We start from the raw sequence: 13,825 nt of genomic DNA, 5'->3' as shown, positions 1-13,825 counted from the left end.
CCTTTTATGTACTTTTACGTATATTATACTACATTAAAGTACGAAATCATTTTTAATTCAAAAATTTAACAAGAAAAGACAAAGCCACTTTAAGTAGTGACTTTGTCTTTTAAACATTCATTTATAAAATAATCGATAGATCCATCCATTACTTTATCTACATCACCTATCTCAGCATTTGTTCTATGATCTTTTACCATACTATATGGATGAAAAACATAGGACCTAATTTGAGAACCCCAACCTATTTGAGAATAGTTTCCTTGTAGATCTTCAATCTTTTCTTTGTTTTCTTCTTCCTTAAGAGATATAAGCTTTGATTTTAACATATTCATAGCCGTTTCTCTATTGGTATGTTGACTTCTTTCTGATTGACATTGAACTACTATACCAGTTGGCAAGTGAGTTATTCTTATGGCAGAGTCAGTAGTGTTTACATGTTGTCCACCAGCACCTGATGCTCTAAATGTATCTACTTTTATATCTTTTTCACTTATCTCTATATCAGTTTCTCCAGTAAGTTCTGGAAATATATCTACACTTGCAAAAGAAGTATGTCTTTTACCAGCACTATCAAATGGCGATATACGAACTAGCCTATGAACGCCCTTTTCACATTTTAGATACCCATATGCATTGTGACCCTTTATAAGAAGTGTTACAGCTTTTATACCACCTTCAGTATCTGATATAAGATCTAGTGTTTCTACATTATACTCCTTATTATCTGCCCATCTCCTATACATCCTAAGAAGCATCTCGGCCCAGTCTTGAGCTTCTAATCCTCCAGCTCCAGAATGGATAGAAAGAATAGCATTGTTTTTATCAAACTCACCTCTTAAAAGAGCTTTTAATTTGAAATCTTCTGACTCTTTTACTATCTCTTCCATTTCTTTTGAGATTTCACTATCATTTTTATAGTCTTCTTCCTCTAAAACTAGCTCTATCAAAACTTCTAAATCTTCTATTTTAGCTAAAAGATCATCGTAAGTTTTTATTTCACCACTCATTTGTTTTGTCTCTTTCATAATCTCTTGAGCTTTTTCTACATCACTCCAAAAATCTACTTCAAAAGAAAGTTCCTCATTTATCTTTATTTTTTCTCTAAGAGATTCTAGGTCAAAGAGACACCGCTAGTTCTTTTATCATATCTTTTATTGTATTTAATTTTGATCTTTCTCCATAGATATCTTGCATTTTTTTCCCTACTTCCCACAACATTTTTTGTATTTTTTACCACTACCACAAGGACAAGGGTCATTTCTTCCTATTTTTTTATTCTTTACTATAGTTTTATTTACTTCCTCTCTATTAGATGAGGTAGGTTTTGCTACTCTTTTTCTTTCTATTTTTTCTGGGTTTTCAACATGATATAAAAGCCCTACTGTCTCTTCCCATATGGAAGCAGTCATCTCTTCAAACATATCAAAGCCTTCCATTTGATATGAACGCACAGGATCTTCTTGACCATATGCACGAAGCCCTATGCCTTGTCTTAACTGATCCATTGCATCTATATGATCCATCCATTTGCTATCTACTACTTGAAGAAGTATTATTCTTTCTATTTCTCTAAACTTTTCTTCTCCAAATGCTTCTTCTTTTTGAGAATATTTTGCTTTTGCTTTCTCTAGTATATCTTCTACTAGTTCTTTTTTTGTAAGGGATTGTATATTATTCTTATTTAAGAATCCTTTTTCAAGGTCAAATAGTTTTATAAGATAGTTTTCTAAGCCTTCTAAATCCCATTCTTCAGGGTACTGAGATCCATTTGTATATAGTTCTATATTGGTTTCTATAAGATTTTTAGCCATATTAGCTATATCATCTTTAATACTCTCACCTTCTAGAACCTTTCTTCTTTCGCCATAGATTATTTCTCTTTGCTTATTCATTACATCATCATATTGAAGTACGTGTTTTCTTATAGCAAAGTTATTGCCTTCAACTTTCTTTTGTGCTCCTTCTATAGTTCTAGTTAATAGGCCATGTTCTAATGGCTCATCATCTGGCATATTCATAGTTTCTACTAGCTTTGTAAGTCTATCTCCACCAAAGAGTCTCATAAGATCATCTTCAAGAGAAATAAAGAATCTTGAACTACCTGCATCTCCCTGTCTACCAGAACGGCCTCTAAGCTGATTGTCAATTCTTCTAGATTCATGTCTTTCAGTTCCTATTATATGAAGTCCACCAACTTCCATTACCTTTCTAGCCTCTATATCTGCCTCTTCTTTATGTTTTTTATATAAACTCTCATATATTTCTCTAGCTTCAAGTACTCTTTCATCATCAGTTTCAAAAAATCCATCTACAAGGTTTATAACTTCCTCTTCATATCCTTTTTTCTTAAGATCAAGTTTGGCCTTGTTTTCAGGGTTTCCTCCAAGAACTATATCAGTTCCCCTACCAGCCATATTCGTAGCTATAGTTACAGAACCATAAGTACCTGCATCTGCTATTATTTCAGCTTCTCTTTCATGGTATTTAGCATTTAAAACTTCATGTTTTATCTTTTCATTTTTAAGCATTTTACTAATTAGTTCCGATTTTTCTATTGTTATAGTACCAACTAAAATAGGTTGCCCTTTAGAATGCTTTTCTTTTATTTCTTCTACAACTGCTCGAAACTTACCCGCTTCATTTTTATATACACTATCGGGAAAGTCTTCTCTTTGAATATCTTTATTTGTAGGAATTTCTACAACATCTATATTGTATATTTCTCTAAATTCATCTTCTTCTGTCTTAGCAGTACCAGTCATTCCTGATAGTTTTTTGTACATTCTAAAGTAGTTTTGAAATGTAATAGTTGCAAGAGTCTTTGACTCTGAACGAACATTTAAACCCTCTTTAGCCTCTATTGCCTGGTGAAGTCCATTGCTATATCTTCTCCCTTGCATAAGTCTACCTGTAAACTCGTCTACTATTAAAACTTCTCCATCATTTACCACATAATCTATATCTTTTTTCATTATACTTCTAGCCTTTAAAGCTTGATTTATATGGTGGGCTATTTCCATATTGCTAACATCTGATAAGTTTTCTATTCCAAAATATTTTTCTGCCTTTGCAGTCCCATTTTCGGTAAGACTACATGCTTTAGACTTTTCATCTATTAAGAAGTCTACGGTTTCTTCTTTTATTTCTCTATCAAAAAAGTCATTCTTCTTTTCATCTTGAGTTATCACCCTACTACTTAAAGTTCTAGCAAAACTATCGGCTAAATTATATAGTTCGGTTGACTTATCTCCCGCTCCAGAAATTATAAGAGGAGTTCTAGCTTCATCTATAAGTATACTATCTACCTCATCTACTATTGCAAATGATAGTGGTCTTTGGGTCATTTCTTCTTTATAGATAACCATATTATCTCTTAGATAGTCAAATCCAAATTCATTGTTTGTACCATAAGTAATATCTGCCCTATAAGCTGCTTTTCTCTCTTCATTTGTAATCCCATGGATAATACATCCCACAGTTAAACCTAAAAACTCATAGAGTTTACCCATCCACTGTCTATCTCTATTTGCAAGATAGTCGTTTACTGTAACTATATGAACTCCTTTTCCAGCAAGACCATTTAAATAAGCTGCAAGTGTTGCTACTAGAGTTTTACCTTCACCAGTTTTCATCTCTGCAATTCTTCCTTGATGAAGTATAATCCCACCTTGAATTTGCACCTTAAAATGCTTCATGCCAAGTACTCGCCATGAAGCTTCTCTTACAACTGCAAATGATTCAACCATTAAATCATCTATAGTTTCTCCATTTTCTAATCTATTTCTAAACTCTTTTGTCTTTTCCTTTAATTGACTATCTGTAAGTTTTTCCATTTTGCTTTCCAAATTAAGTATCTCTAATACCATTGGTTCTATCTTTTTAAGCTCTTTTGTACTATAATCTCCAAAGAGTTTTTGTAAAAATCCCATATTTTTACCACCTTTCAATATAAGCGCATCATTTATTTTACCACTTATACTAAAGAGTTTCAACTTTTATGGAATTATTATACATAAAAAAGTTGTAACCTTAGGGCTACAACTTTTTTATGTAATTTTAAATTTAATTTTGTGGTTCTATAAGTCCATAATTTCCATCTTTTCTCTTATATATTACGCTTATATCATCTGTGTCACCATTTCTAAATACGAAAAAGTTGTGACGAAGTAATTCCATTTGAAGTACTGCTTCTTCATAGTTCATAGGTTTTATAGTAAATCTCTTTGTTTTTACAATAGTTGGTTTATCATCATCGTCATCTTCTTCTTGAAGCGGCATAACATTTTCAAATCTTATAGTTTGTCCTTCCTTATATTTCTTTTGAAGCTTTGTTTTATATTTTCTTATTTGTCTTTCCAATACATCAATAGCTCTATCAATACTAGCATACATATCATCACTTGTTTCTTCAGCTCTTATAATAGTTCCTGGAATATCAATTGTAACTTCTATAGTTTTATTATTCTTTTGAGTGCTAAAAGTTACATTTCCTACAAGGACTCCTTCAAAATATTTTTCTAACTTATTTAATTTTTTTTCAGTTACCTCTCTTAGTGCATCTGTCACTTCTACATTTTTTCCTACGAATTGTATATTCATGTATTCAGCCCCTTTCTATATAAGTAAAACTTAAAACTTATATATTTAATAATATATTACCCAATATCATAAAAATATATCACATGTATTTTTATAATATTGTTTATAGCTTGTTAATAATTAATCTAATAACTTGTGGATAATGTTAATAACTTTGTGGATTAATGTGTTTGTCCTTTTTTTCATGTGGATAAGCTTATTAAACTTTGTGGATTTAAAAGAAATAAGTTTATTTACTCTATTTTTGTTTCCTAAAAGGAGATATTTGGGTATAATATAAACAAATATATTAAAATAGGGAAGTGATTTAGTGCCTTCAAATTTAACACTGGAACTTATAATTCTTTTTATATTAATACTCCTATCAAGTTTTTTCTCCGCTTCAGAAACTGCTTTAGTTTCTTTAAGCAAGATAAGACTTAGACAAATGGTTGATGAGGGAGTTAAAAATGCCAATATTGTAAGCACGCTTGTAGATAAACCAAACAGATTACTAGGTGCAATTTTAATCGGGAACAATATAGTCAATATTGCCGCCTCATCTCTTGCGACTTCTATGGCTATTGATATATGGGGTAGTAAAGGAATAGGTGTAGCAACAGTAGTTATGACACTAGTAGTACTTATATTTGGGGAAGTTACCCCAAAGTCTTTAGCTGCTCAAAATTCAGAAAAGACAGCAATTAGAGTATCAAAACCCATATATTTTATAACAATAATTTTGTCACCCCTTATATATGTAATTACATCTATTACAAATATATTTATAAAACTTATGGGGGGAAGCATTTCTAAAACTCAACCTCTTATAACTGAAGATGAATTAAAGACTATAGTAAATGTAAGCCATGAAGAGGGTGTTCTTGAAGTAGGGGAAACAAAGATGATCTACAATGTTTTTGAATTTGGTGATTCACAGGCTAAAGATGTTATGACACCTCGAACAAATATGGTAGCTTTAAGTGTAGATTCTTCATATAAAGATTTGGTAGAACTATTTAAAGAAGAAACATTTTCAAGACTGCCAATATATGAAGAAGATATAGACGATATCATAGGAGTGCTTCATGTAAAGGATCTTATCTTTTCTATAGAAGATAGAGAAAACTTTAATATAAGAGACTATTTAAGACCAGCATTTTTTACCTATGAATTTAAATCAACTCAAGAACTTTTTCAAGAGATGAGAGATAATAACTATCCTACAGCTATAATATTGGATGAGTATGGTGGAACAGCTGGTATGATAACTACAGAAGATTTAGTAGAAGAAATTGTAGGAGAGATAACCGATGAATATGATGAGGGAAATGAAGAAATAGTTGTCATAAAAGAAGATGAGTATATAGTGGATGGAAGTATGAAGATAGATCTCTTAAATGATTTAATAGGTACAACTATAGAATCTGAAGATTTTGATTCTATAGGCGGTTTTGTAATAGGATTGCTTGGAAGATTTCCTGAAGAAGAAGAAATGGTAGAATATGACAATATTAAGTTTATAATAGAAAAAATAGAAAAAAATAGAATAGAAAAGATGAGAATACTTACCTAATTCTCATCTTTTCTGTATTATAAAGGTTTTTTTTGTTATTAGAACTTATAAGAATAATAGTGTATAATAATGATTAAATGATTTAATTTTTAGGGGGAGAATATGAACACGGCAAATTATGAAGGATTAAAAAAGATAGAACTTGATGTTACAAAAAAGCTCTTTAAATATATATATAACAATGTAAATTTAAATAAAGTGATGGAAGAACTTGATGGAGAGTATTCTTACTTTTATGATACCGAAAACAATATAGCCTTTAATATATGGCTTAGTTTAGATTATATCCATAAAGATGGTAAAACTTTTACAGAAAAATTTTTAGAAGAAAAGTCTAATTCTTTAAGTAAAAAAGAAAAGAAAATTTTAGAGGAAAGAAAAGATTCTTATGTGTCTTTATTTGAAATAATAAAATATGATAAAGATTATGTAAGAGTAAAAGATGTTTTAACCCAAAAAGATTTTTCACTCCTTGAGCCAGAACTTCCAAATATAATTAAAGAGGGAGAATATGTATTTTCAAGAATAGGAAAAAGTTTAGATAATTATAATTTTATAGGGGATATAAATTATTTACCCCTTTCTAGTAAACATGATTTTATAAAAGATGTTCTCCGAGATTTCAATCTTACAAGAAGAGATTATAGAGGTCTTACTATGAAAGATTACTTAAAAAGATTTGGACTTAATCTATATAAAATATATGATGAAACTATCTTTAACTTAATAGAAAAAGAGGGTGATTTAGAATTTTATAGGATAAGTGAATACGATGAATTTGATGAATTTGAAAACTATTTGAATTTAAAGATAAATGAAAATGAAGTATTAGAACATATAAATAATCTATCAAATATAGTTGAATCTTATTTTATAGATAACGATAAAGCCATAGAAGATTTACCACATATAAATTTAAAAAGATTTTTTATATGGTCGATAGAAGATGGTTTTATAGGGGTAAAAAGAGAACTAATCTCTTACATTAAAACTTTAAAACTATATTTTGAATTTTTAAGTAAAAAGGACAACTCTTTTAAATCACAATATGAAAAGATATTAAAGATAAGTGAAACTCCATTTAAATATATAAAAAAGATAAATTCTTATGAGAAAAGTTTTAATATAGATATAAATCTCTCTTACTATATATCGGATATGTTAAATTCGGATTCTTTAAAATTGCTTAGAGATTTTGATATATTTCTTATCTATATAGAGGGAAAGACTCTAGACTTAACACTTAAAAAATCATATATTAAAAGAGATGATCTTTTACAAATAAATAATCATCTAGAAAGCAGAACAAAAATTATTTCAAAAGCCCCAAATCAAAGAGATTTTATAAATATTAACTTTTTTTACCATTTAGCTCTAGAATTAGAAATTTTAACTATAGATAATAATAAACTCTACTTTAATAAAAAGGCAATGGATTATTTATTATTAGAAGATAGTGAAAAATATATCCTCTTATTTGAATATCTTTCTACTAAAGGTTTTGTATTAAATGTTTTAAACTTTAAAAAAGATTTTTCAAAGAAAGAAAAAAATGACTTTTTAAATAAATTGGCCTTAATGAATCCATCAAAGAAATATTCTCATAAGTACTTTTCTTTAGAAGGTAAAAATCATTTTTTCTCTTATGGAAGATATTTTAAATTGCTAGGTTTAATGGACTATAGTATATATGAAGAAAATTTTATAAAGATTACAACTCTTGGCAAAAAACTTACTAATTATGTTCTTCAAGATAAAGACTTAGGGAGTAAAACAAATTTAATAAACTTAAAGGATTTTATAAATTAAGTAGGAGGATATCATGGAAAAACTATTTTTAGAAGATTTTACTAAATATAAATATTTATCAAGCCTTAAATTTTCACCAACTGCTTCTCATACAGCTTTTATATGTAATGAAGTAGATTTAGAAGATAATAGCTATAAATCACAGATCAATCTATTAGATAATAATGATAACACTATAAAAAAACTAAAAAACTCTAAGCATCAAAGCAATCTTGTTTGGAAAGATTATGAGACTTTTATTTTTTGTGAAGACTTTCAAGAAGATAAAAAACGACGTGAAAAAGGGGAACCATTTACTCGTATTTGTGAAATGAAAATAGAAGATGAAAACCCAAAAGAACTATTTGAAATTCCTTTAAATATATCCTCTATAAAAATTATTGATGATGAAAATTTTATTTTTTTAGCTAGTTTTGATCCTGCTTTTTCAGAATTTCCAAATCTTGATGCAGAAGGAAAAGATGAACTTTTAGATAGCTTAAAAGAAGAAAAAGATTATGAAATATTAGATGAAATACCATTTTGGTCAAATGGGGAGGGTTTTACTAATAAAAAGAGAACAAAACTATATCTATATAATATAGCAGAAGAAATTTATTTACCTATCACAGATGATTTTACTGATGTATACTCTTTTGAATTAGATAAAGATAAAGAAAATATACTTATGATAACAAACTCTTTTATAGATAAGAAATATACTTTTACAGATCTCCAAATATATAATATAGAAAAAGATTTTTTACTTAAAATTTCACCTTTTGAAGGTTTTGACTATTCATATGCTAATTTTTTAGAAGATAAAATTATATTTATAGGCTCTGATATGAAGGATTTTGGATTAAATCAAAATCCTCACTTTTATAGTTGTGATTTAGATGGATTTAGAGTTAAAAAGATATCATCTGATAGATTTGACTTTAGTACTACTAATTCTATAGGAAGTGATTCTAGATACGGCAGTGATTCTACAACCTTAGTAGATGAAAGTTTTTTATATTTTGTAACAACTGAAGGAGATTCCTCTTTTATAAATAGGATAGATATAAATGGTAAGATGGAAAAGCTGACAAATAAGAAGGGTTCTATTGATGGATTTGATGTTAAAAATAGAAATATAGAATTTATAGGTCTTAGGAGTTTAAGACTTCAAGAGATATATCTTTTAAAAGATAAAAGAGAAATACAATTAACAAATTTCAATCAATGGGTTATGATTGATAAAACTCTTTCCATTCCTGAAAAACTTACATTTAGAACAGAAGATGCAACTCTTATAGAGGGTTGGGTTCTGAAACCTACCAATTTTAAACTTGGAAAAGATTATCCAGCTATTTTAAATATTCACGGTGGCCCTAAAACAGCCTTTGGAGAAGTTTTCTTTCATGAGATGCAGTATTTAGCAAATGAAGGTTTTGTAGTGTTTTTCTGCAATCCTAGAGGTAGTGATGGTAGAGGAAATAAGTTTGCTGATATAAGGGGAAAATATGGAACTATTGATTATGAAGATATTATGGAATTTACAGACCTAGTTTTAGAAAAATATCACTTTATAGATAAAGATAGACTAGGGGTTATGGGTGGCTCTTATGGTGGATTTATGACCAATTGGATAATAGGTCATACTGGCAGATTTAAGGCTGCTATATCTGAAAGAAGTATTTCAAATTGGATATCTAAGTTTGGAACAACTGATATTGGTTATTATTTTGTAGATGACCAGATAGCAGCTACACCTTGGAATGATTTTAACCAATTATGGAACTCTTCCCCTATGAAATATGCTGATAAAGTAACTACACCTACTCTTTTTATTCACTCAGAGGAGGACTATAGATGTTGGCTTCCAGAAGGAATTCAAATGTTTACATCTTTAAAATATCATGGTGTAGAGTCAAGACTTTGTATGTTTAGAGGAGAAAACCATGAATTAAGCAGATCTGGTAAACCTAAACATAGGATTAGAAGATTAGTAGAGATAAAAAATTGGTTTGAAAAATATTTAAAATAAATTAAGGAGGGTGCTCTTATGAATTATTTCTTGCAAAAACTTACAAAAATAAGATTTATTATTTTTTTAGATCAACTCCTCTTTAGAATAAAGGATGATGAGGTATTTGCAACGGGCACTCAACTTACATTTTTTTTGATACTTTCTATATTTCCATTTATTATAATGCTTTTAAATATTGTGAGCTATACCCCTTTTATAAAGCAGAGTATTTTATATGATATAATATTTTATCTTCCTCTTGAAACTCAAAAACTTTTTCACGGATTTGTAAAAGAAATTGCAGTCTCTAGCAGTCAAGAACTTTTATCTATCGCTGCTGTTCTTGGAATATGGTCTGCTTCATCAGGGATGAAAGCTGTAATAAAGGCAATAAATAAAGCCTATAATTCTGGAGAAAACAGGTCATATTTAAAACTTAGACTTATGTCTATTGTCTTTACTATAGCTCTTTTACTTCTTATTGTACTGGTGTTTATGACCCTTATATTTGGAGAAGTACTAGCTAATAAGCTATTTACATTTTTAGGTCTTAGTTTCTTTTTTAAGACACTTTGGTCTTATATGAGGATTGTAATTCCTCTTTGCTATATGATATTTATATTTGCACTTCTTTATAAATATAGTCCATGTAGAAATAAGCTCCATAAAATAGAGTTTACAAGTACTCTTCCGGGCGCTATATTTGCGACACTTGGTTGGATGCTTACCTCCGTATTTTTCTCATACTATGTAAATAACTTTGGAAGATTTGCCATAACCTATGGCAGCTTGGTTGGAGTTATTCTTCTTTTTATTTGGCTTTATATAAGTAGTATAATAATAGTACTTGGCGGAGAAATAAATGCTACTTTGGATTTTTTTAAAACCTACGGATATAAACTTCATATAGATAAAAGTTTGTTAGTAGGTATTATTCACAAGTTTTAAATCTTTCTACTTGAGGTAAGGGCTAATGCAAAGATAGCCTTTGCCTCATTTTTTATTAATTCCATAGCACATTCTTCCATAGTTGAACCACTTGTAATTATATCATCTATTAAAAGTATGCTCTTTTCCTCCACATCTTCTTTTCTTTTCACTTTGAAAACATCTTTTAAATTGTGTTTTCTATCTTCTTTATCTAAAAAATGTTGATCCAAAGTATGATTGCTTTTTATAAGTGTTTTTAAAAGAGGAATATGGAGCTCTTTAGAGACAAACATGGCTAAGAGTTCTGATTGATTATATCCTCTTATAGCTTCTTTTCTTCTATGAGATGGCACAAAGGCTATAAGATCTACCTTTTTATCTAGATTTTTTTCATATATAGTTTTAAGTAGTATTTCCCCTAATGGCTTATATAAAAAGGATTTATCATTAAATTTATATCTTCTAATTATATCTTTCATAAATCTATCATATATAGTTGTATAATAGCACTCACTTATAAATGATGAGTCTAAAAAGACTTCTTTATTTACTATTTCTATATTGTTTCTACAAGATCTACATATATAGTTTTCTATTTTCAATTCATCTTCATTACAAAAATAACATAGATTTTTTGTAGGGAAGATTAAATCAAACACACTTTTTATATATTCCATATCTTTTCTCCTTAGCTATAAAATACATCTATATATTCTCTTATCTTTTTATCTAAACTCGAATATCTCTTAGTTATTCTATTGTTTTGTATCATCATATGAAGGAACTTTTCTTCACCAACTAATACCACAAGTTCTCTTGCACGAGTTATTCCTGTGTATATTAAATTTCTAGTTAAAAGCATAGGTGGCCCCCAGTGTACTGGCATTATAACTACTGGAAATTCACTTCCTTGAGATTTGTGAACAGTTATTGCATATGCAAGCTTTAGTTCATCTAAAGAATTAAAGCTATATTCTACTATCTTTTCTTCATCAAATATTACTTTTAATATATTGTCTTCATTGTCTATAGATTCTATATATCCAAAGTCTCCATTAAAAACTCCTTCTCCCTTTTCTAAAGTCAATCCTCCTTTTATTTTTTTCCACTCCAAATTATAATTATTTTTTATTTGCATTACCTTATCTCCAACTCTAAAGAGTTCATCTCCAAATTTTTTCTCAGCTTTTAAACTAGATTCTGGATTTAGAGCCTCTTGAAGTTCTTTATTTAGAGAATTTATACCAACATCACCCTTTTTCATAGGTGTTAAGACTTGGATATCTTTAAGAGGATCATAATTATAAAAACTTGGAAGTCTTTTACTATTTAACTCTATTATAGTTTTTAAACTCGTTATAGGGTTATTTTTAGATAAAAAATAAAAATCTTTATCCTTTCCATTTAATACAGGAAATTCTCCCTTATTTATTTTATGGGCATTTACCACTATCATACTTTCTTCTGCTTGTCTAAATATCTTATCTAGCATAACTACTTTTATAGATTCAGAATTTATAATATCACGAAGTACATTTCCAGCTCCAACGCTTGGAAGCTGATCTATATCTCCTACTAGTATAACTCTTGTTCCTTCGTTTATAGCTTTTAAAAGACTGTTCATAAGAAGTATATCTATCATAGATGATTCATCTATTATGATGACATCTCCTTCTATAGGAGTGTCTTCATCTCTATTAAATGCCATATCTTCTTCTAAATAAGAAAACTCTAAAAGCCTATGGATTGTCTTGCTCTCTCTTCCTGTTGTCTCTGTCATCCTCTTGGCAGCTCTTCCTGTAGGTGCTGTGAGGACTACTTTCATCTCTAAATCTTCAAATATCTTTATGATAGCATTTATTGTGGTAGTCTTCCCCGTTCCAGGTCCTCCTGTTATTATAACCACTCCATTTTCTATTGATTCTCTTATGGCTAAAAGTTGTTTTTCTCCAAATTCTATCTCTTCTTCATCTTGTATGCTTGTAATTTCTTTTTCTATATCTACTTCCAACTCTTTAAATTCTTGCTTTGAGAGTTCTACTATCTTTCTAGCGACATTGTTTTCTGCTACATGAAAAGGTGCATAGTAGACTAAGCTACTTTCTAAACCATTTACTATATGAAAGTTTTTCTTAAATATAAGATCTTTTATAGACTCTTCTATAAGAGAGTTTTCTACCTCTAGAAGAACGCTAGTCTTATTTATAAGTTCTTCCTTAGGAAGGTAACAGTGTCCATCTCCTGCACTTCTCATCATTACAAACTTAAGCCCTGCCTCTATTCTATATGTAGAACTTAAATCTATTCCCATATTACGGGCTAAAGCATCTGAAGTTTTAAATCCTATTCCATATATGTCTTCTGATAATCTATATGGATTTTCATTTATTAATTTTATAGTATCTTTACCATACTTTTTATATATTTTTATACCATTATTTACTGTAATATCAAACTGTTGAAGATATACCATTATATCTTTTATCTCTCTTTGCTCTTCGTAAGCAGCAGATATCTTTTCAAGCTTTTTTTGTCCAATTCCAGGTATGCGCTTTAACTTTTCAGGATTATATTGAATTATATCTAGTGAATCTTCTCCAAATTCAGCTACTATGTTTTTAGCAGTCTTAGGTCCTACATATGGAAGAAGACCTGAAGATAAATAGTTTTCTATTCCTTTTAAAGTAGATGGTACTGTGGTTTTAATAGTTTCAAACTTAAGTTGCTCTCCAAAGGTATCATGATAGATCCATTCACCTTCTACTTCCACCATTTCATCTAAATTTATAAATGCAGCATTACCTACTATAGTCACCATCCCATCAGAGGATTTAAGTTTTGCAACAGTATATCCATTTACATCATTTCTAAATATTATCTCCTCTACTATACCTTCTATAGTTAGCAAAAAAACCCCTCCTATCATAAGTAAATTA

Annotated in this window: 9 protein-coding genes; 4 read left to right on the top strand and 5 right to left on the bottom strand. The window is 29.2% G+C overall.

The window, feature by feature from the left end:
- Nucleotides 1–89: 89 nt before the first annotated feature.
- The 3 genes from prfB to hpf form a co-directional block, all read right to left on the bottom strand.
- A protein-coding gene (prfB, locus tag TICRE_RS11020; protein WP_143583165.1) for a peptide chain release factor 2 occupies nt 90–1,197 on the bottom strand; the annotation gives its coding sequence in 2 pieces (ribosomal slippage) (nt 90–1,121 and nt 1,123–1,197; 1,107 coding nt in all).
- Nucleotides 1,198–1,205: 8 nt separating this feature from the next.
- Complete coding sequence (gene secA, locus TICRE_RS11015) at nt 1,206–3,932, bottom strand: preprotein translocase subunit SecA (RefSeq protein WP_075728044.1); 2,727 nt, start codon at nt 3,930–3,932, stop codon at nt 1,206–1,208.
- A 133-nt stretch (nt 3,933–4,065) separates the two neighbouring features.
- Nucleotides 4,066–4,602 (bottom strand): ribosome hibernation-promoting factor, HPF/YfiA family, encoded by a 537-nt coding sequence (gene hpf / locus TICRE_RS11010; RefSeq protein WP_075728042.1) that lies wholly within the window; start codon nt 4,600–4,602, stop codon nt 4,066–4,068.
- 310 nt (nt 4,603–4,912) lie between these two features.
- Here hpf and TICRE_RS11005 point away from each other — a divergent pair, with 310 nt between their 5' ends.
- From TICRE_RS11005 to TICRE_RS10990, 4 genes are all read left to right on the top strand, one after another.
- Nucleotides 4,913–6,157 (top strand): HlyC/CorC family transporter, encoded by a 1,245-nt coding sequence (locus TICRE_RS11005; protein ID WP_075728040.1) that lies wholly within the window; start codon nt 4,913–4,915, stop codon nt 6,155–6,157.
- Nucleotides 6,158–6,259: 102 nt separating this feature from the next.
- Entirely contained in the window at nt 6,260–7,966 is a 1,707-nt protein-coding gene (locus TICRE_RS11000) for a hypothetical protein (RefSeq protein WP_075728038.1), read from the top strand.
- Between the two features lie 13 nt (nt 7,967–7,979).
- Nucleotides 7,980–9,977 (top strand): alpha/beta hydrolase family protein, encoded by a 1,998-nt coding sequence (locus TICRE_RS10995; RefSeq protein WP_075728036.1) that lies wholly within the window; start codon nt 7,980–7,982, stop codon nt 9,975–9,977.
- A gap of 18 nt (nt 9,978–9,995) precedes the next feature.
- On the top strand, nt 9,996–10,907 hold the full coding sequence (locus TICRE_RS10990) for a YihY/virulence factor BrkB family protein (protein WP_084191943.1): 912 nt from the start codon (nt 9,996–9,998) through the stop codon (nt 10,905–10,907).
- Here TICRE_RS10990 and TICRE_RS10985 read toward each other — a convergent pair.
- Both TICRE_RS10985 and recD2 read right to left on the bottom strand, forming a co-directional pair.
- Complete coding sequence (locus TICRE_RS10985; RefSeq protein ID WP_075728034.1) at nt 10,904–11,566, bottom strand: ComF family protein; 663 nt, start codon at nt 11,564–11,566, stop codon at nt 10,904–10,906. The genes TICRE_RS10990 and TICRE_RS10985 overlap by 4 nt on opposite strands.
- 11 nt (nt 11,567–11,577) lie before the next feature.
- Nucleotides 11,578–13,797, bottom strand: coding sequence for an SF1B family DNA helicase RecD2 (gene recD2, locus TICRE_RS10980; RefSeq protein ID WP_075728032.1), 2,220 nt, complete (start codon nt 13,795–13,797; stop codon nt 11,578–11,580).
- Nucleotides 13,798–13,825 lie beyond the last annotated feature (28 nt).

The sequence above is a fragment of the Tissierella creatinophila DSM 6911 genome (assembly GCF_001940565.1).
GTDB lineage: Bacteria > Bacillota > Clostridia > Tissierellales > Tissierellaceae > Tissierella_A > Tissierella_A creatinophila.
Note: the sequence above shows the minus strand (reverse complement) of the source record. Positions and strands in the feature narration are given on the sequence as shown.